Below are 22,531 nucleotides of genomic sequence, written 5' to 3' on the forward strand. Positions count from 1 at the left end.
ATGTTTATTCGGCACAAGCAACAAGGGGAAGCAATGCCATCGGATAATGCAGCAGTGATGAATTCTTCTGAACAGTGGGATCGGGTATGTACAAAGTTTTTACGCGAATTTGGGCAACAGGCGTACACTAACTGGTTAGAACAGGTCGGCTTTAATGGTATCAATAATGATACTGTATCGCTTGTCGCACCAACACGGTTTGTACGTGATTGGATCAAGAGCCATTATGCGCCCAGACTGAAAGACTATTTCAACGCTGACAACCCCAACATCCAGAATGTTGCAATCTATCTTCCTGACGGTGCCAACAGTGCAATTCAAGCGCAACAGCCTCAGGAAACAGTGATGACACCTGCAATCACTGTAGAGAAAAAATCTGAGACGAGCTTTGAAGGTTCCCCACTAGACGAACGCTATACATTCGAAAGCTTTGTTGTCGGCAAATCTAACGAACTTGCCTACGCTGCCGCTAAGCGCATTACTGAAGCCGAAGAAGTGGCTTTTAACCCCCTTTTTCTCCATGGGGGTGTGGGGCTTGGTAAAACCCATCTCATGCATGCCATTGCATGGGAAGTCATCAAAAACCAACCCAGTAAAAAAGTCGTCTATGTATCCGCCGAAAAATTCATGTTTGAATTTATTGCTGCGCTTCGTTTCAAAGACACGCATGCTTTCAAACAAAAGTTCAGGAACGTGGATTTGTTGATGATAGATGATGTGCAATTCATCGCCAACAAAGACAGCACACAGGAAGAATTTTTCCATACATTCAACACGCTGATTGATAACAGGTGTCAGGTGATCATTACTGCTGATCGGTCCCCAACAGACCTAGAGGGCATTCAAGACCGAATTATATCACGGCTTGGATGGGGATTAGTCGCAGACATTCATCCTACAGATTATGAATTACGATTGGGTATTCTGCAGTCAAAAGCGGATGCTGCTTCGCGCAAAAAATCAATCGCCAACCCAAATGGCACATCTGAAAAGTTGGTGATCCCAATCGAAGTGCTTGAATTTTTAGCGGGCAAAATCACGTCCAATGTTAGAGAGCTAGAAGGCGCTTTAAACCGGGTTATTGCCTATGCCACACTGGTAGGCCGCCATATTACTATGGATATGACCCGCGAGGTCTTGCAAGACCTGATCAGGGCCAACAACCGACAGGTGACAATTGACGAGATTCAGCGAAAGGTGGCTGAATATTACAATATCAGACTCGCCGAAATGCTATCAGACCGAAGAGCCCGCAATATTGTCCGCCCGCGGCAGATTGCTATGTATCTCTCAAAAGAAATGACCAAAAACTCTTTGCCCGAAATTGGAAGGCGGTTTGGCGGTCGGGATCATACCACTGTTATGCACGGTATTCGCAAGGTCGAGGAATTAATGCTCGATGACCACCAAATCGAAGAGGATGTCATGCGGTTGAAACGGCTTTTTGAAGCATAAAATCTGGAAATTTTTAGGCTGATAAACCGTTTCCTGCGACTCGGGCGCAAATCATCATAATTATTTGACAAAAAAACTATAAAACCGCTCTTTTTCATTTGGTTTCATGGGTAAATTCGCTATTGTGTTTCCAAGACTATTTTGGTGTTCCTGAATGTCATTCTCCTTGATTTTTATGAACGACTTCAAACATCAAAATACCTAAAAATATTGATGCGAAAAGCCTGACAAGAAGAAGAAAAACCACATGCAAGTTACTATCGAACGCAATGCTCTTTTGAAAACTCTTGGTCATGTCCAATCGGTTGTTGAGCGACGGAACACCATTCCGATCCTATCGAATGTAATGATAGAAGCAGAAGGCGACAGTGTTGCCCTAACAGCAACAGACCTGGACATATCAGTTGTTGAAAACACGGCTGCCAGCGTTTCTGTTCCGGGTTCAACAACAGTATCTGCACACACGCTTTTCGATATTGCCAGAAAATTACCTGATGGTTCAGAGGTCAACCTGAAACTTGAAGACGGTGACCGCCTTGTTGTCACTGCTGGCCGCTCACGCTTCACCTTAGCATGCCTAGACAAAGAAGATTTCCCAATCATGAGCGAAGGTGATCTTCCGCATCGGTTTGCGCTTGCCAGTGAGGAATTGAAACGCCTTATTGATAAGGCACGTTTTGCAATTTCTACAGAAGAAACCCGTTACTATCTAAACGGCATTTATCTGCATGTCGCTGATCAAAACGGCGCTTCATCACTTCGTGCTGTTGCCACTGATGGTCATAGGCTAGCCCAAGTTGAACAAGAGGTTCCAGACGGTGCGAGCGGGATGCCTGGTATCATTATCCCACGCAAAACCGTTGGTGAAGTAAGGAAGCTTTTGGATGAGATTGAAGGCAACGTAAATATTGCACTCTCTGACACAAAAATCAGATTCAGCTTCGAAGGTGCAACGATCATTTCCAAACTGATTGATGGCACATTCCCGGATTACAGTCGCGTTATCCCACAAGGTAACGATAAAATGCTCGAAATGGATTGTCGGTTGTTCGCAGAGTCCGTTGACCGTGTGTCAACGATCAGTTCTGATAAAACACGCTCTGTAAAGTTATCGCTCGGCGCAGATATTTTGACCCTGTCAGTTAACAGTCCTGATAGCGGTACTGCACGCGAAGAGCTAAGTGCAAGTTACGGCGCTGATGAATTCGATATTGGTTTCAATAGCCGTTATTTACTCGACATTCTTGCACAAATCGAGGGCGAAACAGTACAGGTATTGCTCGCAGATCCGTCAGCACCTACTGTTCTGAAGGACTTGATGGACGAAGCTGTTCTCTATGTCTTGATGCCAATGCGTGTATAAAGTTGGCTTACTTTGCCATCGAGTAGATTAGAAATATTTTTTCTCTGTTCTGAAAGTAACCTACCGAATGATCGCGTCTAGTGCCATTCAACAGGTGAGCGAAAAGCGTGTTGCTGTCTCAAATTTAACAGTTTCAAACTTTCGTTCATACGGGCATGCAAAGCTTGGTACCGACCCCTCGCTTCCTTTGAAAGTGTTGACCGGTCCCAACGGCGCAGGCAAAACCAACCTGCTTGAAGCAATTAGTTTCCTTTCGCCTGGCCGCGGGATGCGCAGAGCAAGCTTAAATGATATAACGCGGCACGGGTCTTCAGCTCCTTGGGCGGTTGCAGCGCAAGTTTCTGTATCAAATGACACTGTAAAAATTGGGACAGGCCTTGACCCCAACACCTTCAATCAAAGCGACGCGCATAACAAACGGATCGCAAAACAAGATGGTGAAATCCTAAAAAACAGTAACCAGCTTGGTGACCTTTGGAGCATATTGTGGTTAACACCGCAGATGGACCGGATTTTTATCGAAGGGCCATCCAGTAGACGACGCTTTCTAGACCGGCTGGTTTTAGGGCTCTATCCAGACCATAGCCGTGAGACATCGGCCTATGAGCGCACAATGCGTGAACGCAATAAATTAATCAGTGAACAAGGAAGTCGCGCAGACAGCGCGTGGTTGTCCGCACTAGAAGCAAAGATGGCTGAACACGGCGTTGCTGTTGCGATCAAGCGGCTTGACTTCGCGGGGCAACTCGCTGGGCAGCTAAGTTCACAAGAAAATGGCCCGTTCCCGGTGGCAACGCTTGCAATTGATGGCTGGGTAGAGGGGCTTCTCGCTGATGGGTATTCAGCAGTAGACGCCGAAACAGCGTTTAAAGACCGATTGAAATCAGCAAGGTCCCAAGAAATTGCCCTAGGTAAAAGCGCAAGCATTGGTGTCCATAAAACTGATTTAATTGTAACGCACCAAAGTAAAAACATGCCCGCAGAGCTTTGCTCAACTGGGGAACAGAAAGCACTCTTGATTGCACTGATTATTGCAAACGCAAAATTGCAATCAATGCTTCGTGGTCAAGCCCCTATCATGCTATTAGACGAGGTAGCAGCACACTTGGATACAGATCGGCGATTAGGGCTTTTTGAGATTTTATCAGACCTTGGAAGCCAATGCTGGTTAACAGGCACCGATCGAAGTATTTTTGACGGTATAGAAAAACAAACAGAATTTTATACTATTCAGGATGGCAAGATCCAGCCATCAGCCTAAAGGCAAAATACCCCAGAGCGAACAGGGGCATTTTTGGATAACAATAAGAAAGGGATCAGGGTTTATGAGCGAAGAAATGGATATGACTGCTGAACAGGAATACGGCGCAGACTCGATCAAGGTACTAAAAGGCCTTGATGCTGTTAGAAAACGCCCCGGCATGTATATCGGCGACACCGAAGATGGTTCCGGCCTCCATCATATGGTTTTCGAGGTCTCTGATAATGCCATCGATGAGGCACTTGCTGGCCACTGTGACATCGTAACCATGACGCTAAATCCTGATGGCAGCTGTAGTGTTCGTGATAACGGTCGCGGGATTCCTGTAGATATCCATGAAGAAGAAGGTGTGTCTGCCGCTCGCGTTATCATGACCCAATTGCATGCTGGCGGAAAATTTGACCAAAACAGCTATAAGGTATCAGGCGGTCTCCACGGTGTTGGCGTATCCGTTGTAAACGCCCTTTCCGATTGGCTTGAACTTCGCATTTGGCGTGATGGTAAAGAGCATCATATGCGCTTTGAGAAAGGCGAGCCTATTGATGATTTGGTTGTTGTCGGTGATGCAAACGGCGAAAAAGGTACTGAAGTCACGTTTATGCCATCAACCGATACTTTTAAATTCATCGAATTCGATTTTGATCGCCTTGTGCATCGTTTCCGTGAACTTGCTTTCCTGAACTCGGGCGTTCACATTCTCCTGAAGGATAATCGCCACGCGGAAGCCAAAGACGTTGACCTGTTTTACGAGGGCGGTATCACGGCGTTTGTTAAGTATCTGGACCGCAATAAAAATAGCGTAATCGGCGAACCTGTAACCATCACAGGCGAAAAAGACGGTATTACAACAGAATTGTCCTTGCAGTGGAATGACAGCTACCATGAAAATGTCTTCTGCTTTACTAATAACATTCCGCAGCGTGATGGTGGTACGCACTTGGCGGCATTCCGCGCCGCGCTCACCCGCAGTATCAATAATTATGTGAACGATTCTGGTCTCGCAAAAAAATCCAAGGTTTCCCTATCGGGCGATGATGCGCGCGAAGGTTTGACGGCTGTGTTGTCCGTTAAAGTGCCGGACCCCAAATTCTCGTCACAAACTAAAGACAAGCTTGTATCCTCAGAAGTTCGCCCCGCTGTTGAAAGCCTTGTGAATGAAAAACTCAGCGAATGGTTCGGTGAACATCCGAACGAGTCTAAAACGGTTATCCAAAAAATCATTGATGCCGCAACAGCCCGTGAAGCGGCACGCAAAGCCCGTGAGTTAACGCGCCGCAAGGGTGCACTTGATATTGCCTCATTGCCAGGCAAGCTTGCCGATTGTCAGGAACGCGATCCTGCAAAATCTGAAATCTTCATTGTGGAGGGTGATTCAGCGGGTGGTTCAGCCAAACAGGGTCGTAACAGGAAAAACCAAGCCATATTACCGCTTCGTGGTAAAATCCTGAATGTAGAACGTGCCCGGTTTGACCGCATGCTGGCGTCAAATGAAATCGGGACGCTAATCACTGCATTAGGTACAGGCATTGGCCGCGAGGACTTTAACCCTGACAAACTTCGTTACCATAAAATTGTTATTATGACTGATGCCGACGTGGACGGCGCGCACATTCGAACCCTCTTGCTGACCTTCTTCTATCGTCAAATGCCTGAGATCGTAGAACGCGGCCATTTATATATCGCGCAGCCACCGCTATATAAGGTTAGCCGCGGAAAATCAGAGGTTTACCTGAAGGATGATCGTGCACTTGATGATTACCTATTGAATGCAGGAACTTCTGACCTGGTCGTAACAGACAGTAATGGTGCGCAGTATGCCGGCGAAGCCCTGAAGGCCATTGCAGAAGATATTTTGAAAATCAGAACACGTGTTCACAGCATTCCACCGCGTTATGACCGCGGCCTTGTGGAAACTGTTGCTCTGCTCGGTGGTTTTAACACCGACCTACAGGGTGACGCTGATGGCCGCGCTGCTATGGCGGAAAAAGTCGCTAATCACCTGAACACTGTTGCCCAAACCCTGGAGGACGCAGGCTGGAGTGGTGAAGCACTTGAAGATGGTGGATATAGTTTTGCCCATGAAGTCCGCGGTGTGATTGATATGCACCGTATCGACATGCAGTTGATCGATAGCCAAGAAGCAAGAGGCTTAAACACCTTGATGCAGCCGGTACGTGACCTGTTTGCCAACCCTGTCACGATTACCCGGAAAGAAGAAGAAACCACGATCAACACACCCCTTGAAATGTTAACCACATTGTTGGCCTTCGGGCGTAAGGGGCTATCTATCCAACGCTATAAAGGCCTGGGCGAGATGAACCCGGATCAACTATGGGAAACGACATTAGATCCAGAAGTGCGGACCTTATTACAGGTTAAGATTACCCAAGCCGATACAGCGGACGAGATTTTCTCCAAGCTCATGGGTGATGTGGTTGAAGAGCGCCGTAACTTCATTCAGGATAACGCACTTAATGTTGCAAACCTTGACGTTTGATCATGGATTGAATGCTATAGAAAACCTCATAAAAAAGGCCCTGAATTGGGCCTTTTTTATTTTTGAACATAATGGGTTGCAACGTCATCCCACTTACTTAAAACCTGTTGCACTGCATCCGGCACGTAGCATTTGGTGTAATCTTCACCGAGAAACTCGATGATATTCGAGGTATCATCAAAAGTCATAATGGTCATAAATTCTATGTCACCATTCTCTAATTCACGGCGCATAAGCTCAATACCCTGATATCCAGGAATATTTTTTGCCGCTATTTCAGGAAACACTGTCCCTAACGCCAGCTCTTCATATTTTGAGGCATTTTCGGCTGTTGCCCACCCATGCCAAATACGTTTAACTGCCATTAAACCATCCAATTCTACTGACTATTTTTCAATTCCGCAGGATCAAAGCTATAGGCCTTACTACAGAACTGACAATCAACCGTGATTGCACCATCCACAATCATATGCTCAATATCGCTATCACCAAATTGGCTTAAAACACCAAACAGTTTTTCCCGCGAACATCGACAGCTTGCATCCAGATGCATTGCATCAAACACCCGCACACCATCTTCGTTAAACAAACGATATAGGATCTGATCCAGATCAAGTTGTGCATCCAGAAGTTCTTCGCTTTTTACACTGTGCATCAACACAGACGCGCGGTTCCACTGTTCTTCAGTTTCACGGTCTAGCAGGCGTTCCTGACCTTCTTCACCGCGTGATAAGTGCTGAACCATCAAGCCACCAGCACGCCAATTCCCCGTAACAGGGTCACGGTCACACACCATACTCATTTCAGTGGGTGTTTGCTCTGAATTCATAAAATAGGAACGCGCAACATCGCTTAAGCTTTCGCCCGTGATTTCCACAATTCCCTGATAGCGCTCCATGTCAGCACCTTGATCAATTGTAAGTGCTAAATACCCGCTTTTCGATCCAATAAGCCCGTGGAAACTTGGGTTTTTACCGTAAGTCGCATATTTAACTTCATCGATTTGCGCATATCCGCGTAAGTGACCAATGCCATCATCCTTAATCTCATAGTCCGCAACAACCATCGGAACAGGTCCCCCGGTTTTCGCTTGTATGGTGACGATACCATTATATTTCATTATAGAGCCAAGAAGCGCCGTCAGGGTTAAGAACTCACCGAGGATACGCGCAACCGGGTCAGGATAGTCATGAGCAGACAAAATTTGATCAACAACGGTACCAAGCCTAACTGCACGGCCACGAACATCCATCCCTTCGATTTGAAAGGGCCTTACTTCATTATCGCGGCTATCTACAGGGTCAGTAATTATGATAGGGCTATCTGTCATAACATTCATTCACTTTGTTCATATTTAAGCGGGTGCTTTTATATCACCCCAAGGCACCAAGCAAGGATTGCTTTTTGCGCATGTAATCTGTTTTCGGCTTCATCCCAAACAACAGATTGCGGACCGTCAATTACGCTATTGGTTACTTCTTCGCCGCGGTGCGCCGGCAGACAATGCAAAAAGATTGCATCATTGTGTGCCTTTGCCATCAAACTGTCATTCACTTGAAAGGGTTCTAACGCTTTTAATTTGGCACCCGTTCGGTCATCGCCCATAGATATCCAGGTATCAGTAAAGACCGCATTGGCACCACCAACGGCGTCGGATGCGTTATCAACAACCCTAACGTCACCACCCGCAGCCTTAGCCCAGTTTAACACATCTGTCTCAGGCATCAAATTATCAGGGCATCCAAGTGTCAATGAGAAGTCAAACTGTACAGCAGCTTCAATAAGGGAAGTAGCAACGTTATTCCCGTCACCAACCCAGGCGATTTTCTTACCCTGAACAGGGCCCAAATGCTCTTCTAACGTCAAAACATCAGCCATAAGCTGACAGGGGTGCGAACGATCAGTAAGTGCATTAATAACAGGAACTTCGCCCTCTTCTGCAAGTTCCTCCACCGCAGCATGCGTGTTCGCCCGCAGCATAATAGCGTCCACATAGCGGCTCATAACACGCGCGGTATCCGCAATGGTTTCACCGCGGCCCAGTTGCATGCTGGAACCTTGAAGGATGATTGATGATCCCCCTAATTGCTGCATCGCCATTTCAAAACTGATACGAGTACGTGTAGAAGATTTCTCAAACACCATTGCCAGTGTTTTACCGCTAAGCGGTGCACCTTCATCAACCGCACCCTTAGACATTCCTTCTCGTCGGTTTTTCCATAGTTTTGCCGTATCGAGAATATGCCTAAGTGTTTCCTTTGGAACATCCTTTAGGTCAAGGAAATGCTGGTAATGCGAAGCTGCAACGCCCATTTACAAATAACTTTCTTTATCAATAGCCGGGTGTATAAGCTTTATACACCAGGTACTCCATTTTTAGCCCAGTCCGTGAAGGCTTCATCAAAAATTGATACGGCCTCATCAATATGACTTTCATCTAGAATAAGTGGCGGCAACATACGAATCACACTATCGCCAGCAGGGGCCGGGCAGAAACCACGAGAGATCAAATCAGTAACAGCAGGGCGTGTCGGTACATCAGGCAATCGGATACCTGCCATAAGGCCACTACCACGAACTTCACTGACGAAATTGCTATGGCGCTGCTGAAGTCCCTGAAGGCGTGCAAACAGCATTTCACCCATCTTAACAACATGCTCGAAAAATTCTGGCTTTAGCATTTCATCAAGAACAGCATTACCAACGGCCATGGCAAGCGGGTTACCACCATATGTAGTACCGTGCGTACCAACCACCATACCTGACGCAGCCTCTTCTGTCGCAAGGCAAGCACCCATTGGGAAACCGCCCCCAATGCCCTTGGCAGCTGTCACGATATCAGCATTAATTCCGGCCCACTCATGCGCCCACAATTTACCCGTACGGCCCATACCACATTGGATTTCATCAAAAACAAGAAGCAAGTTATTTTCATCGGCTATTTCGCGTAGACCACGGAGTGTCTCCAAGGGCAGCGGGCGAATACCACCTTCACCCTGAACCGGTTCCACCATGATACCGCCCGTTTCAGGGGTAATCGCTGCTTTAACGGCTTCCAAATCACCAAAAGGCACAACATCAAACCCATCAGGAACAGGTTCAAACCCTGCAATCATTTTTTCTTGCCCAGCGGCAGCAATGCCCGCGAGCGTGCGGCCATGGAACGCAGATGCCATAGTGATCATCCGGTAACGACCCTTATTGCCTTTATCATGATGATATTTGCGCACCATCTTGATCGCGCATTCAATCGATTCAGCACCTGAGTTTGTGAAAAAGACTGTATCTGCAAAACTGGCGTCAATCAGCCTTTGGGCCAGGCGCTCACCTTCAGGGATTTGATAGATATTTGACGTATGCCACAACTTATCAGCTTGATCTTTTAGAGCATTAACAAGTGTCGGGTGGCAATGGCCCAAGCACATCACACCGATACCCGAATAGAAATCAAGATACTTCTTACCATTTGTATCATACATATACATGCCTTCGGCACGTTCAAAAGCGACTGGCATTCTTGCATATGTTGGCAAAAGAGGTGTGATCATAAGAGCGCTCCTGTTTCCGAATATTCTTACACTTCCAAAGAGTTGTTCCGGGAAGTATTCCTATTGTTTTATAGTGTTAAACGTAATGAGCCGGCACGTCCACGCACCGGCTGATTTTGAAGGCATCCTGCGCCTATGGACCAGAGAAGTCAATCGCTGTTGCGGAATATTTTTTAAGGGTTTCGCAAACAGAAAATATTGGTTCAAAAATGCTGTTTAAGGCTTCAATCGATAACCCGTTTTGAACACCCGGTATACAGTAAATGCAAGGAGTATATTGATAGCGAGCGTATATATAACACCGATCATCAAGTCACTATCCGCTCTATCGATAAAACCATAGCGAAAACCATCGATCATATAGAAAAATGGATTTGCTTTTGAAAACATCTGCCACGCTGGGTCCAGGCGCTCGATCGAATAAAATGTACCTGAAAGTAAGCTAAGGGGTGCCACAACAAAATTTGTAACGGCTGCGGAATGATCAAATTTATCTGCCCAGACACCAGTTAAAATTCCGAGAAGCGCCAGCATTGCGCTTGCAGAAAGTGCAAAATAAATCACTGCCCAAAGGTGGCTAACAGTTAGGGAAACACCCGGCATAATAACAAAGGCCGTACAAACAAAAATACCCACAAACAGGCCGCGTGTCATGCCGCCGGCTAAGAAACCCAACGTCAATTCCGTTGCGGATAAAGGGGGCATTAATGTGTCAACAATATTGCCCTGCACTTTGGCTATCAAAATAGATGAAGAGGTATTTGCAAACGCATTCTGTAACATCGCCATCACGATCAAACCGGGTGCCAGAAAGTTGGCAAAAGGCATTCCAGCAACTTCGCGGCCGCGACCACCAAGCGCAAGTGAGAAAATAATCATAAAAAGTATTGTCGTCACAGCTGGTGCTGCGAGCGTCTGTGACCACACTTTCAAAAACCTGCGCGACTCGCGAACATAGAGAGTTTTCAAACCCAACCAGTTAACAGCACCAATTGTTCGGGTGCCGTATGCACTATATTCATTTTTTACCGATGCAGTATTTATCGCTGAATTTGGCTCTGACACTGGTGTTTACTCCATAATTGCGATGAAAAAATCAATATCCCACCCGTAATAGGTATTGGCAAAACAGCCTTTTAACAGATATAAGCTACAGGCAAAAGCCCTGTGTAAGACTCGTACCTGACGAATCGTTCATGTGAATCGACCTTACTTTTAATCGGCACTTGAAAAGATAAAAGGAATAATAATGGCCTGGACGGATGACCGTATCGAAATTTTGCGTAAATTATGGGATGATGGCCTAAGCGCAAGCCAAATTGCAAAAGAACTTGGTGAAGGCGTCACAAGAAACGCGGTCATTGGTAAAGCACACAGATTAGGACTAAAGTCCAGACCGTCGCCTGTAAAAACTGACAAGACGGCAAAGAAAGCTCCTGCCAAAAAAGCGGTCAAAAAAGAAACGAAGAAATTCGTGACCCTATTAGATTTAACGGATCGGATGTGCAAATGGCCCATTGGGCACCCGGGTGATGCCGATTTTCATTTCTGCGGTAAGCCATCTGAGCCGGGCATGCCATATTGTGCGGCGCACTGTGCGGAAGCCTATCAGGCACAACCACCACGCCGAGATCGCAGGCAACAAGCACCCAAACCGCCTATTATGTAAGCGCTCAGTTTTAAAGTATGTTTACAGAGAAGCTGCCCCTCAAATAGAGGAGGCGGCTTCTCTGTATTTAGGGGATTGCCAATTTACAGTTTGCCTGTAATCTCATGTTACTAGCTTAATCGGAATGGAAGCGAGGGAAGACATGAATTCACGCAAAGTAAAAATGGTAACTGCTGCATGTGCTCTAAGCATAGGCATTGCATTTACAGGAAATGCAATCGCCGCAGATAAAAAAGAGCGCTCACCTGCATCACAGTATAGACACGACGTTATGGAGGTTGTGAAATATTCTGCAGCAAATATCGGTCAGATTTTAAGAAAGACAGCAACCCCTGAAGAGGGCGACCTTGCTGGTTACGCAGAAATTCTAGCAAACGCTGCTGCGCTCTCGAAAAGTGCTTTCAAGCCAGACACACGTGGCCAAGACGGTTTTACCGAAGCAAAGGACGACATTTGGGCGAACTGGGACGACTTCGCGGGCCGTATGGACAAATTTGCAAATGACACGCGCGCTTTTGCGGATGCCGCCAAAAGCGGTGACCAAGCTAAGATTGGCGCTACAGTTGGTGAAGTTTTCAAGAATTGCAAAAGCTGCCACGATAAGTACCAAGACTAATCATGTAATAAATTGGCTCGTCAAAATTATTCACGCTGGTTTTGGCGGGTCTTTTCTTAGCCTAAAATATACCAATAGACTGCACCCCCAATAATAACAGCCGTCAATAATGCCCAAAAAGCATTTTTCATATAGGGCGCCCTTTGACCGTTATCAAAGCGGTCATACCCTGTAATCATGGGGCTTATCAGATTTGTTTTTTTAACGAACAAATAGACCAAAACCGCAAAAACATGAAATCCTGTCACATACAGCAATACCAAACCAAGTGTCTCATGAATGTCTGTGATCAAATCAGTATTATCGCCAGCATCAATTGAAAACGGGCCAGAAAACAACATTCCATCTGTTGCAAACAATCCCAAAACTGCCTGTGTTAGTATCAAAACCAACATGAGGATAACAGAGTAGCCACCAAGCGGGTTGTGCCCAAGTGCCTTATCAGTTTGCTTGCCTCTCAAATACGATAAAACCGATGCGGGCCATTTCATAAAAGACGTGAACCTGGCAGTTTCACTGCCGATCAATCCCCAAACCAACCGCCAAAGAAGAAGGGCAATAATGGCCACACCGGAATAAAGATGCATATCGCCGTAAAAACCAAATTTTGATTCGAATGCAGAATAGGATGACATTGCAAAAAGCACGACCAATAACCAGTGAAACAAGCGGGTTGGCACATCCCAAACTTTAATTTTCTTTGTCATCGCTCTTTTTTCCTAAATAGTATCCATTTTCATTTGAACATACTTCGCACAACATCAACAACCGTATCCACATCTGGTAACCAGCTTTGTTCTGCGCCCGCACCATAAGGAACCGGAATATGAGGCGGGACAATTTTACGTGGGCAATCGTTTAACAGGGTAAAATGATTTTCCGCTACAAAGGAAATGACATGATCAGCAAAGCCCGCGATAGCGGACCCTTCATCAATCACAGCTAACTTCCCTGTCTTTTTCAAACTGTTAGCAATCAATTTAGTATCAAGCGGTGAGATAGTCCGTGGGTCAATAACCTCAGCATCAATGTTCTGCGTTTTTAAAACTTCAGCCGCGTCAAGCGCAACCTGACGCATGGCAGATACGGCAACCAGCGTAATATCAGCACCGCCTCGTACGATATGACCTTGACCAAATGGTACTTCGACACACTCATCAACATTACCCTTAAGTTGGTATAGGTTTTTATTTTCCATCAGAACAACTGGGGTCTTTGTTTTTGATGCTGCCCTCAGCATACCAGCCGCATCCTGCGGTGTCGCAGGACAAGCAACGACAAGCCCTGGAATTTGTTGCAATAAACCATGCAAGGACTGGCTATGCATAGCACCACTTCCATCACCCGCACCCATTGTAGTTCGGATGACCAACGGAATATCCAATCGCCCATACGAGAGGAAATGCGCCTTTGCAATCTGATTCATAATTTGATCAAAGCAAACCCCCATGAAATCGCAGAACATAATCTCGACAATAGGACGGAGGCCCGTCATTGCAGCACCCAACGCCATGCCCACAAACGCAGTTTCAGAGATAGGTGTATTGATAACACGGTCACTTCCAAACATCAGATCAAGGCCGGTTGTTACCCCAAACACCCCCATAGAGAGGTCTTCACCAATTAACACTACGCGCTCATCACGTTGCATTATCTCGATGTGGGCTGCCCTAAGTGCCTCTGAAATTGTTACTGCATTACCCTCTGACATCATACATCCCCCAAGAGATGCGGATTAGACCGCATATATGTACGTATCAAATCGGCGGAAATATCAGTTTGACCACACGCATCGTCAATTGCCTTGGAAACTGCCTGTTTGATCCTAGCCTTATCTTTTTCAATTTCAGCAATATCTGCACCCTGAGCCATCATCAGTTTCGTCAAAATTTCAATTGGATCAGTTTCTTTTGCCGCGTCTGTGTTTGTGCCATCCCCGTAATAATGACCACTCAGGCGCGGTACCATCACCTCCAGAAAAGCGGGGGAACCCGTATCTCTGATATATTTTGTCAGACGTGCAAAACTGGTATCCAAAGCAACAACATCAGTGCCATCAACGCTTTCTGCAACCATTCCAAAGCTTCTGGCACGCGCCGTTAGATTAGACGCGGTACTATCTTTCACATGTGTAGACTGTGCCATCTGATTATTTTGCATTAAAAACATCACTGGAAGGGCTAAAGTCGTAGCAAGGTTCAAGCTTTCGAACACGCTTCCCTGATTCGAGGCCCCTTCCCCAAAAGCGGCAACAGCGATCGCACCTGTTTTCAATTGCTTCGATGTAAGGGCCGCACCAAGAGCAATTGGTACCTGTGCCCCGACAATACCATTACTGGATAAAAATATGGTATCCTTCGAGAGAATATGTTGAGTGCCGCCAAGACCGTCACTCGTGCCACCAGACAATCCCATAATTTCTGCGGCAAGCGCTGTCGGATGAACACCGCCAACTAAAGCAAGGCTATGGCTACGGTGTGATCCTGTGATCCGGTCATTTTCATTTGTTAAATACCGTTTTAATACCGCATCAGCGACTTCACTTCCGTGGGACAAATGAACCAAACCCGGTGTCCGGCCTTCGCTTGAAAGGCGTGCAATTTCATCCTCAAACACCCGCGTAAAATAGGCATCTGAAAAAATCTGTTTTAAATCATCAAGATTCATCATAATCCGCCATCGATTATCCAATTATGTTTGGCAACAATTGCAGTAAAAACTGGATCGGTTGGATTGTACAATCCGGTCAATAACACCCCCGCACTCTTGCTTCAGGCAGGCTTCACCCTCGCGCCCATACGCTTTGAAGCTATGTTGAAAGTAACCAAGCTCACCGTCCACCTGCGCATAATCTTTAAGCGTAGATCCACCTGCCTCAATTGCCGATGTCAAGACATCGCGGATTGTCGGCACCAACGCTTCAATTTCACTATCCGTAATCGTATTCGACAATCGCGCAGGGTGAATACCTGTGCGCCACAATGCCTCACACACATAGATATTACCAAGCCCTGCAACCAGTTTTTGATCCAGCAAGGCTGTTTTAATCGGTGATTTCCGCTTCGAGAGACCAGCCTTTAAAACACCTTCATGAAATGCATTTCCAAGGGGTTCAGGCCCAATGTCCTTAATCAAAGCGTGATCGTTAACAGCTTCTGTATCTGTTAAAACCCACATTCCAAACCTTCGAGGGTCATTGTAAATAACCAAATCTCCACGTTCAGTTTCAATTAGAATATGATCGTGTTTGCCGCGCTCGGGTATGTCAGAACCATTTTTGAAAATTGTCATCCGCCCAGACATGCCAAGGTGCATAATCGCCACCAAACCATCCGCAAACGTTATCAAAATATATTTTGACCGACGTTCCAAACGCTCAATCTGGTTACCGGATAGCCGCTCGCCGAAATTTTCATCTATTGGGACACGTAGCTTGGGGGCAAATGCCTGCGCCTTCCTAATGGTTACCCCCTCCAAAACTGGCTTAAGGCCACGCATAACAGTTTCTACTTCGGGCAGTTCGGGCATATTGTCACGTTGTCCTTGCGTTTCGGTTCAGCTTTTCACAAAAGCAATTGGGTAAAATGCTCTCTGGTATGCGCGCCCCTAGTAGTCTATGGTCCGCACACAGATGATTTAGATAGTGATATAATATGGCAAGCAATAACGAAAATATGCCCCCTCGTGAAGAGGCAACAACGCATTTCGGTTTCAAAACCGTCGATGAAGCCTCAAAAGCAGGCATGGTGCGCGAAGTCTTCGATTCTGTCGCGGATGACTATGACCGAATGAATGATGTGATGAGCGTTGGTGTCCACCGCCTGTGGAAAAATTCAATGATCAATACATTGAACCCACGCCCTGGCATGCACCTTCTGGATGTTGCTGGCGGCACAGGCGATATTGCTTTTCGCTTTCTGGATGCCTGCGCGGGTGGAACGGTTACTGTTTCAGATATCAATGCAGAGATGCTACGTGTTGGCGCCAAACGCGCTGAAGAAAATGGATACAGAGACCGCGCAGAATTTGTTTGTGCGGACGCGCAGAAATTACCGTTTCCTGATTGCAGCATGGATGCCTACACAATTGCCTTTGGGATTCGCAATGTCACACGGATCGAAGAAGCATTAAGTGAAGCCTACCGTGTCCTGAAGCCGGGTGGGCGTTTTCTTTGCCTTGAATTCAGCCATGAAATTCTGCCGCTCTTCAAAAAGGCGTATGACGCATATAGTTTTAACGTCATTCCAAAAATGGGGGAAATTGTTGCAAACGACTATGATAGTTATGAATATCTGGTTGAATCTATCCGCCGGTTCCCGGTTCCAGCAAAATTTGAAGCCATGATCAAAACCGCAGGGTTTGAACGCACGAGTTATCGCACCATGTCCGTTGGTGTTGTCGCGCTTCATAGTGGTTGGCGCATTTAAGAATACTGATCAGGATTATCGCCCTACTATGTTTCGAACATTCTTTCATTTTTTCAGTCTTCTTAATCTTGCAATCGGCTTAAGACGGTTTGGCGCAATCAGATCGCTCGAAACCATCGAACTTATCCCCGATTGGGCACCTAAATTCTTGCGGATTTGCACTTTTTTTGTTCCGAGAAAGAAAAACATCCCTGACAGTGATGGTGAACGCCTTGCTGCTGCACTTGCTGGAATGGGTCCAGCCTACATAAAACTTGGTCAAACACTTGCAACCCGGCCTGATCTGGTGGGGCGGGCCCTTGCAGAAGGTTTGACGACCCTACAAGATCGCCTCCCCCCATTTAGTTTCGATAAAGTAGAAGCAATTATCAAGCGCGAACTCGAAGGTGAAATATCTGACTTTTTTGATGACTTTTCAAAGGAGCCCGTTGCTGCTGCCTCGATAGCGCAGGTTCACAAAGCCCAACTGAAAGACGGCACTAGTGTTGCAGTGAAAGTACTAAGGCCGGATGTTGAAAAGCGCTTCACCCGCGACCTTACCCTCTTTGAATGGCTTGCTGAACTTGCGGACAGACACATTCGGGAAGCAAAGCGCCTTCGCCTTATCGAGGTCGTCGCAAAAATCAAAGAAACCTCGCTCAAAGAAATGGACCTCCGCTTGGAGGCGTCTGCCGCCGCTGAATTAGAGCAAAATATGCAAGGTGAAACCGGTTACCGTGTTCCCCATGTCTATTGGGATATGACGGCACGCCGGGTTCTAACACTCGAATGGGTGTCGGGTATTCGCTTGAATGATAAAGACGCTTTAATCGAGGCAGGGCATGACCTGACAGAACTTGGAACAAGAATTGTTCAAATTTTTCTTAAGCAGGCAATGCGTGATGGCTATTTCCATGCGGACCTTCACCAAGGAAACTTACTTGTAGAGGACAGCGGTACTATTGTCGCGATTGATTTTGGCATCATGGGCCGATTGAGCAAAAATGACCGCCGGTTTCTAGCTGAAATATTATTTGGGTTTATATCACGCGATTACAGACGCGTTGCCGAAGTCCACTTTGATGCTGGATATGTACCGTATGGCCAATCGGTCGAGGAATTTGCGCAGGCAATGCGGGTGATCGCGGACCCGATTATGGACCTTCCTGTCGAGAAAATATCCGCTGGCAAACTGTTGGCACAGTTATTTGCGACAACAGAACGCTTTTCAATGCGCACACAGCCGCAACTATTGTTGCTGCAACGCTCCATGGTAATGGCTGAAGGGTTAGCACTACATTTGAACCCACAAACAAATATGTGGGAGATATCGCGCCCAGTTATTGAAACATGGATGTATGACAATCTGTCACCAGAAATCAGGCTAGCGGACGCTATCGTTCAAATCCCCCGTGCTTTGGAGCGTCTTCCCATGAAAATCGACCAACTTCTTAACAAAGAACTGGATGATCACGGTCAAAATCCACAAATGCCACACAGACAATCGCTATCTTCCTTTGCACTCGGTCTTGTGATTGGCGCGGTCATCGTAAAAATACTATTCATTTGAGCCAAATTAACATGCCTGTTTGCGACAAAACGCATTTCAGACTATATGTTTGGCTTATGATTTAAGATGAAGGGACGAAAGAGAAACGTGTCTACGCTTATTGGTAAACGTATTCTTCTTATTATTGGCGGCGGAGTTGCTGCCTATAAAGCACTTGATCTTGCACGGCGTTTGATGGAACGCGGTGCTTCGGTGCGCGGTATATTAACCAAAGGCGGCGCAGAGTTTATTACACCCCTAAGTGTCGCAAGCTTAACTGGTGATCAATGTTTCACCGACCTTTTCTCCCTTAAGGACGAAGCAGAAATGGGGCATATTCGCCTGTCCCGCGAAGCTGATCTGATCGTGATTGCCCCTGCAACTGCGGACCTTATGGCTAAAATGGCAGGTGGACTTGCGGGCGATTTAGCCTCTACTGTTCTTCTGGCGACTGATAAACCCGTTATGGTCGCGCCGGCAATGAACGCGCAGATGTGGGATCATCCGGCAACACAGCGTAATATCAAAACACTTAAAGGCGATGGTATCCATTTCGTCGGCCCGAATGCTGGCATGCTTGCCTGCGGTGAAGTTGGTGCCGGGCGCCTTGCAGAAGTGCCAGAAATTGTTGATGCCGTTGAAGGTTTTTTCAGTGCTGAAAATAATAAGCCGCTCAAGGGAAAACATATTGTTTTAACGGCTGGACCAACCCATGAACCAATTGATCCGGTTCGCTATATTGCTAATCGATCTTCAGGGAAACAGGGGTTCGAAATAGCGGGCGCACTCGCGAGCCTTGGCGCTGATGTCAGCTTGATCGCAGGCCCCACAAATTGCGAGACACCAATTGGGGTCAAGCGCATCGACATCGAAACCGCACGCGAAATGCATGACGCCGTTCACGCAAACTTACCCGCAGATGCCGCTATTTTTGTAGCCGCCGTTGCAGATTGGCATGTTGCCAATGAAGGTGAGCAAAAAATGAAAAAAACTGTCTCAGGAATTCCAGAACTCGATTTACGGGAAAATCCTGATATCCTAGCAAGCGTTGCCACACTATCGGATGGTCGCCCATCGCTTGTCGTTGGTTTTGCCGCAGAGACAGAAAATGTTGTTGAGTACGCAGCCGCTAAACGTGAACGTAAAACCTGCGACTGGATAGTTGCCAACAATGTATCTGCCGACACGGGCATCATGGGGGGCTGTGAAAATCAAGTACACCTGATTACCGAAAACGGTGCTGAAGACTGGCCGCGAATTCCAAAAGATAAAGTTGCGCAAAAACTTGCTGATCGCATTGCCAAAGAACTCTCTTGAAAGCCTGAAACCATGTCCCATGAAACCGTATCCATTAATGTAAAAGTCCTCGATCATGGCAATGATCTGCCACTACCCAAGTATGAGACGATCGATAGCGCAGGCATGGATTTATATGCAGCAATAGAGGAAGGGAATACGGTTACTCTTGGTCCGTTAGAGCGCGCCATCATTCCAACAGGCCTTGCCATGGCACTTCCCAGCCGATTTGAGGCACAAATCCGTCCGCGTTCTGGGTTGGCGGCCAAAAACGGCATTACAGTTGCGAATGCACCTGGCACGATAGACGCCGATTATCGGGGAGAAGTGAAAGTTATTTTGATCAATCTGTCGAATGAACCCTTCACGGTTGAGCGTGGTATGCGGATTGCCCAAATGATTATCGCACCCGTAACCCAAGGAAGTTGGAACATTGTCGACAGTCTGGACGAAACTGCACGGGGTGCTGGTGGTTTTGGCTCCACCGGTACGCGTTAATAAAAGACTATACAGGTACATATGGATTTTACCGACGAACAGTTAGAGCGTTATTCAAGGCACCTCGTCCTTAAGGAAGTTGGGGGTGCGGGGCAAGTGGCACTTTTGAATGCGCGTGTACTGGTGATTGGTGCTGGCGGGCTTGGTGCCCCCTTATTGATGTATCTGGCAGCTGCTGGGGTTGGAACCATAGGCATCATTGATGATGATCATGTTGAATTATCGAACCTGCAACGGCAAATCATTCACCGCACACAGGATATCGGTGTCAGGAAGACAGCAAGCGCGGCAAAACGAATTAACAACCTCAATAGCGATGTGAAACTTGAACTGCATCCTACGCGTTTAACACCTGAAAATGCAGAAGATTTGATTGGGTCCTTTGATATTATTGCGGATGGATGCGATAATTTTGAGACTAGGCACCTCGTCAACGATGCATGTGTGAAGCTCGGTAAAACCCTTGTTTCTGCCGCACTTGGCCCATATGAAGGGCAAATAGCGACCTTCAAACCACACGCAAATTCGGATTATCCTTGCTATCGATGTTTCCTGCCCCACACCCCCGGTGAGGATGAGCAAAGAACATGTGCTGACACGGGTATTTTAGGGGCTGTAGCCGGTGTTGTTGGTAGCTTGCAAGCCTTGGAAATACTCAAGGAAATTCTCGGCATTGGTGAAAGCTTGGCGGGTAAAATTATGTTATTTGACGCCTTGGCCATGACATCACGAATCATTGGCCTTCCAAAAGATATTTCTTGCAGAACCTGTGGTAGTGGCGAAGGAACACCATGAGCGCAAAGCTGAAACCTATGACAATTATGGTCATTGATGAAAGCGCTGAGCGTATTCATATGGCCCTTATGACTGGAGCCACTGCTGCTGCAATGGGCAGGCCCCTTTATTATTTCTTTTCAAAGTCGGCAGCTAAGGCCCTGACAAAAACAGGGATGAGCAACCTTCCCTACAAATCAACAAACTCATTGGACATGGATGCCGAACTGAGTGAAAAAGGGATAGCTGATACAGCGATCCTTATGGATGCATTGGCTGCTCTTGATGTGACCTTTATTATTTGTGAAACAGCACTGCGCGAACACAATATTGATATTGAGGACCTTATTGTGCGCCCAAAGATCGAAATCAGCGGCCTGGCCGATATCATAGAAAAAGGCACAGGCGGCGACTGGCTAACCTTTTAAACATGGCGAGTTAATAACTGCTTATTGACACTTATCGGATATTACGTGCCCGTTCCTGAGGGTAGGTGCCCAGAATTCTGACCCGTTTCGCGTGAAAACGCAGTTCCTCCATTGCGCGCGCAACGTTTGCTTCCCCTTCGTGGCCTTCAATATCAACATAAAACTCGGACGCCATGAAACTATCTGATTCGTAATAGCTCTCCAGCTTCGTCATATTGACGCCGTTCGTTGCAAAACCACCAAGCGCCTTAAACAAAGCCGCAGGAATATTGCGAACCTCAAAGGTAAAGCTGGTCATTGTCGGGCCTTTAATGCTGGCGGGGTCAATTTGCTGCCTTGAGAGAACAACAAACCGGGTGGTGTTGTGACCCTCATCCTGCAAATCCTTGCGTATCACCTTCAAATCATAAACGTCAGCCGCCAGTTCGCTCGCAATCGCTGCAACATTGTCATAGCCACTTTCCGCTAACTGTTTTGCGGCACCGGCTGTATCAGCAAAAGGTAGCGGGGTCAGGTTCATCTCCCTAAGTGTTTTTCTACACTGCCCGAGTGCCTGCACATGGCTTTTTACCGATGTTAAGCTATTTTCATCTGCCCCCTTACGAGCCAGAAGGCAATGCCGAATCACTTCAAAATGCTCAGCAATAATAAATAATCCACTACCCGGTAACAACATATGGATATCCGCGACACGGCCAGCCGTAGAATTTTCGATAGGAATCATCGCTAGCTTTGCACGCCCCTTAACAACCGCGGCAAGAGCATCCTCAAAACTTGGGCATGGTAAAACATCCATGTCAGGAAACTTTGCATGACAGGCCATATGCGAATACGCACCTAGTTCACCCTGAAAAGCGATTAGATTATCAGGGTTTTCTGTCATGCCGTCATGCATGCTTATTCTCCAGTTCAGTTATTTAATTCCAAAAATTAACAGTTTTCTGAAATATATTTACATGTAAGTCAATTACATAAATGATAAACTCTTGCATGCGGGGATGTGCCACAGGGAAAATAACACTTTTTTTAGGTATATAGGCTAAAAGGTGAAATCACAGCTTGATACGAGAGCCCATGTAGGGCTATTGTCGCGCGAAATATAGCAGATTGCCGAGAGCGCAGTATCGCTGTAGATTACGATAATTAAACATGAGTAAGCTTGGGGGCGTCC

General features: G+C 46.6%; 22 protein-coding genes. 12 read left to right on the forward strand and 10 right to left on the reverse strand.

From position 1 onward, the window contains the following. The first annotated feature begins 33 nt into the window (after nt 1-33). The 4 genes from dnaA to gyrB all read left to right on the forward strand — a co-directional run bounded on the left by dnaA (nt 34) and on the right by gyrB (nt 6,576). Nucleotides 34-1,455: a chromosomal replication initiator protein DnaA gene (gene dnaA / locus KFF44_RS00005; protein WP_255936088.1), complete on the forward strand. Its 1,422-nt coding sequence runs from the start codon at nt 34-36 to the stop codon at nt 1,453-1,455. A 247-nt stretch (nt 1,456-1,702) separates the two neighbouring features. Beyond that, nucleotides 1,703-2,818, forward strand: a complete 1,116-nt coding sequence (gene dnaN / locus KFF44_RS00010; RefSeq protein ID WP_255936089.1) for a DNA polymerase III subunit beta — start codon at nt 1,703-1,705, stop codon at nt 2,816-2,818. Between the two features lie 67 nt (nt 2,819-2,885). Next, the gene (gene recF, locus KFF44_RS00015; RefSeq protein WP_255936090.1) at nt 2,886-4,079 is read left to right on the forward strand and encodes a DNA replication/repair protein RecF; all 1,194 of its coding nucleotides are present in this window, start codon (nt 2,886-2,888) and stop codon (nt 4,077-4,079) included. Between the two features lie 64 nt (nt 4,080-4,143). Further along, on the forward strand, nt 4,144-6,576 hold the full coding sequence (gene gyrB, locus KFF44_RS00020; RefSeq protein WP_305118789.1) for a DNA topoisomerase (ATP-hydrolyzing) subunit B: 2,433 nt from the start codon (nt 4,144-4,146) through the stop codon (nt 6,574-6,576). Between the two features lie 56 nt (nt 6,577-6,632). On the opposite strand, the gene KFF44_RS00025 is transcribed toward gyrB, so the two are convergent. The 5 genes from KFF44_RS00025 to KFF44_RS00045 form a co-directional block, all read right to left on the reverse strand. Next, on the reverse strand, nt 6,633-6,941 hold the full coding sequence (locus tag KFF44_RS00025; protein WP_255936091.1) for a hypothetical protein: 309 nt from the start codon (nt 6,939-6,941) through the stop codon (nt 6,633-6,635). A 14-nt stretch (nt 6,942-6,955) separates the two neighbouring features. Next, nucleotides 6,956-7,906, reverse strand: coding sequence for an Hsp33 family molecular chaperone HslO (locus KFF44_RS00030; protein WP_255936092.1), 951 nt, complete (start codon nt 7,904-7,906; stop codon nt 6,956-6,958). A 38-nt stretch (nt 7,907-7,944) separates the two neighbouring features. Next, nucleotides 7,945-8,889, reverse strand: a complete 945-nt coding sequence (gene argF, locus KFF44_RS00035; protein WP_255936093.1) for an ornithine carbamoyltransferase — start codon at nt 8,887-8,889, stop codon at nt 7,945-7,947. A gap of 41 nt (nt 8,890-8,930) precedes the next feature. Continuing rightward, on the reverse strand, nt 8,931-10,124 hold the full coding sequence (locus KFF44_RS00040) for an aspartate aminotransferase family protein (RefSeq protein ID WP_255936094.1): 1,194 nt from the start codon (nt 10,122-10,124) through the stop codon (nt 8,931-8,933). A 216-nt stretch (nt 10,125-10,340) separates the two neighbouring features. Next, a complete protein-coding gene (locus KFF44_RS00045; RefSeq protein ID WP_255936095.1) occupies nt 10,341-11,189 on the reverse strand; it encodes an ABC transporter permease in 849 nt (282 codons plus the stop codon). 184 nt (nt 11,190-11,373) lie between these two features. Here KFF44_RS00045 and KFF44_RS00050 point away from each other — a divergent pair, with 184 nt between their 5' ends. Further along, nucleotides 11,374-11,793, forward strand: a complete 420-nt coding sequence (locus tag KFF44_RS00050; RefSeq protein WP_255936096.1) for a GcrA family cell cycle regulator — start codon at nt 11,374-11,376, stop codon at nt 11,791-11,793. Nucleotides 11,794-11,935: 142 nt separating this feature from the next. Continuing rightward, complete coding sequence (locus KFF44_RS00055; protein WP_255936097.1) at nt 11,936-12,409, forward strand: cytochrome c; 474 nt, start codon at nt 11,936-11,938, stop codon at nt 12,407-12,409. 56 nt (nt 12,410-12,465) lie between these two features. On the opposite strand, the gene KFF44_RS00060 is transcribed toward KFF44_RS00055, so the two are convergent. The 4 genes from KFF44_RS00060 to mutM are packed head-to-tail and all read right to left on the reverse strand — an operon-like array spanning nt 12,466 to nt 15,937. Continuing rightward, nucleotides 12,466-13,116: a cytochrome b/b6 domain-containing protein gene (locus KFF44_RS00060; RefSeq protein ID WP_255936098.1), complete on the reverse strand. Its 651-nt coding sequence runs from the start codon at nt 13,114-13,116 to the stop codon at nt 12,466-12,468. Between the two features lie 29 nt (nt 13,117-13,145). Then, the gene (locus tag KFF44_RS00065) at nt 13,146-14,123 is read right to left on the reverse strand and encodes an alpha-ketoacid dehydrogenase subunit beta (RefSeq protein WP_255936099.1); all 978 of its coding nucleotides are present in this window, start codon (nt 14,121-14,123) and stop codon (nt 13,146-13,148) included. After that, on the reverse strand, nt 14,120-15,079 hold the full coding sequence (locus tag KFF44_RS00070) for a thiamine pyrophosphate-dependent dehydrogenase E1 component subunit alpha (RefSeq protein WP_255936100.1): 960 nt from the start codon (nt 15,077-15,079) through the stop codon (nt 14,120-14,122). Before KFF44_RS00070 ends, KFF44_RS00065 begins: the two co-directional genes overlap by 4 nt. A 21-nt stretch (nt 15,080-15,100) precedes the next feature. Beyond that, nucleotides 15,101-15,937 (reverse strand): bifunctional DNA-formamidopyrimidine glycosylase/DNA-(apurinic or apyrimidinic site) lyase, encoded by an 837-nt coding sequence (gene mutM, locus KFF44_RS00075; RefSeq protein WP_255936101.1) that lies wholly within the window; start codon nt 15,935-15,937, stop codon nt 15,101-15,103. Between the two features lie 125 nt (nt 15,938-16,062). On the opposite strand from mutM, the gene ubiE reads away from it, so the two are divergent. From ubiE to KFF44_RS00105, 6 genes are all read left to right on the forward strand, one after another. Next, complete coding sequence (gene ubiE, locus KFF44_RS00080) at nt 16,063-16,836, forward strand: bifunctional demethylmenaquinone methyltransferase/2-methoxy-6-polyprenyl-1,4-benzoquinol methylase UbiE (protein WP_255936102.1); 774 nt, start codon at nt 16,063-16,065, stop codon at nt 16,834-16,836. Nucleotides 16,837-16,864: 28 nt separating this feature from the next. Continuing rightward, complete coding sequence (gene ubiB, locus KFF44_RS00085; protein ID WP_255936103.1) at nt 16,865-18,385, forward strand: 2-polyprenylphenol 6-hydroxylase; 1,521 nt, start codon at nt 16,865-16,867, stop codon at nt 18,383-18,385. A gap of 87 nt (nt 18,386-18,472) precedes the next feature. Further along, nucleotides 18,473-19,681 carry a bifunctional phosphopantothenoylcysteine decarboxylase/phosphopantothenate--cysteine ligase CoaBC gene (gene coaBC, locus KFF44_RS00090; RefSeq protein ID WP_255936104.1) on the forward strand — a complete coding sequence of 403 codons (1,209 nt, stop codon included), beginning with the start codon at nt 18,473-18,475 and terminating at the stop codon, nt 19,679-19,681. A 12-nt stretch (nt 19,682-19,693) separates the two neighbouring features. Beyond that, nucleotides 19,694-20,158 (forward strand): dUTP diphosphatase, encoded by a 465-nt coding sequence (gene dut / locus KFF44_RS00095; RefSeq protein ID WP_255936105.1) that lies wholly within the window; start codon nt 19,694-19,696, stop codon nt 20,156-20,158. 21 nt (nt 20,159-20,179) lie between these two features. Further along, a complete protein-coding gene (locus tag KFF44_RS00100; RefSeq protein WP_255936106.1) occupies nt 20,180-20,953 on the forward strand; it encodes a molybdopterin-synthase adenylyltransferase MoeB in 774 nt (257 codons plus the stop codon). Further along, the gene (locus KFF44_RS00105; protein WP_255936107.1) at nt 20,950-21,360 is read left to right on the forward strand and encodes a DsrE family protein; all 411 of its coding nucleotides are present in this window, start codon (nt 20,950-20,952) and stop codon (nt 21,358-21,360) included. The genes KFF44_RS00100 and KFF44_RS00105 overlap by 4 nt, the downstream gene beginning before the upstream one ends. A 31-nt stretch (nt 21,361-21,391) precedes the next feature. Here KFF44_RS00105 and KFF44_RS00110 read toward each other — a convergent pair whose 3' ends face one another. Beyond that, a complete protein-coding gene (locus KFF44_RS00110) occupies nt 21,392-22,255 on the reverse strand; it encodes a prephenate dehydratase (protein WP_255936108.1) in 864 nt (287 codons plus the stop codon). Nucleotides 22,256-22,531: the final 276 nt, after the last annotated feature.

It is taken from the genome of Kordiimonas sp. SCSIO 12610, assembly GCF_024398015.1.
Classification (GTDB): Bacteria; Pseudomonadota; Alphaproteobacteria; order Sphingomonadales; family Kordiimonadaceae; genus CANLMI01.

Coding starts and splice junctions, on each gene's coding strand:
- dnaA (WP_255936088.1), top strand. CDS start 34: ATGCCATCGGATAATGCAGCAGTGATGAATTCTTCTGAACAGTGGGAT.
- dnaN (WP_255936089.1), top strand. CDS start 1,703: ATGCAAGTTACTATCGAACGCAATGCTCTTTTGAAAACTCTTGGTCAT.
- recF (WP_255936090.1), top strand. CDS start 2,886: ATGATCGCGTCTAGTGCCATTCAACAGGTGAGCGAAAAGCGTGTTGCT.
- gyrB (WP_305118789.1), top strand. CDS start 4,144: ATGAGCGAAGAAATGGATATGACTGCTGAACAGGAATACGGCGCAGAC.
- KFF44_RS00025 (WP_255936091.1), bottom strand. CDS start 6,941: ATGGCAGTTAAACGTATTTGGCATGGGTGGGCAACAGCCGAAAATGCC.
- KFF44_RS00030 (WP_255936092.1), bottom strand. CDS start 7,906: ATGACAGATAGCCCTATCATAATTACTGACCCTGTAGATAGCCGCGAT.
- argF (WP_255936093.1), bottom strand. CDS start 8,889: ATGGGCGTTGCAGCTTCGCATTACCAGCATTTCCTTGACCTAAAGGAT.
- KFF44_RS00040 (WP_255936094.1), bottom strand. CDS start 10,124: ATGATCACACCTCTTTTGCCAACATATGCAAGAATGCCAGTCGCTTTT.
- KFF44_RS00050 (WP_255936096.1), top strand. CDS start 11,374: ATGGCCTGGACGGATGACCGTATCGAAATTTTGCGTAAATTATGGGAT.
- KFF44_RS00055 (WP_255936097.1), top strand. CDS start 11,936: ATGAATTCACGCAAAGTAAAAATGGTAACTGCTGCATGTGCTCTAAGC.
- KFF44_RS00060 (WP_255936098.1), bottom strand. CDS start 13,116: ATGACAAAGAAAATTAAAGTTTGGGATGTGCCAACCCGCTTGTTTCAC.
- KFF44_RS00065 (WP_255936099.1), bottom strand. CDS start 14,123: ATGATGTCAGAGGGTAATGCAGTAACAATTTCAGAGGCACTTAGGGCA.
- KFF44_RS00070 (WP_255936100.1), bottom strand. CDS start 15,079: ATGATGAATCTTGATGATTTAAAACAGATTTTTTCAGATGCCTATTTT.
- mutM (WP_255936101.1), bottom strand. CDS start 15,937: ATGCCCGAACTGCCCGAAGTAGAAACTGTTATGCGTGGCCTTAAGCCA.
- ubiE (WP_255936102.1), top strand. CDS start 16,063: ATGGCAAGCAATAACGAAAATATGCCCCCTCGTGAAGAGGCAACAACG.
- ubiB (WP_255936103.1), top strand. CDS start 16,865: ATGTTTCGAACATTCTTTCATTTTTTCAGTCTTCTTAATCTTGCAATC.
- dut (WP_255936105.1), top strand. CDS start 19,694: ATGTCCCATGAAACCGTATCCATTAATGTAAAAGTCCTCGATCATGGC.
- KFF44_RS00100 (WP_255936106.1), top strand. CDS start 20,180: ATGGATTTTACCGACGAACAGTTAGAGCGTTATTCAAGGCACCTCGTC.
- KFF44_RS00105 (WP_255936107.1), top strand. CDS start 20,950: ATGAGCGCAAAGCTGAAACCTATGACAATTATGGTCATTGATGAAAGC.
- KFF44_RS00110 (WP_255936108.1), bottom strand. CDS start 22,255: ATGCATGACGGCATGACAGAAAACCCTGATAATCTAATCGCTTTTCAG.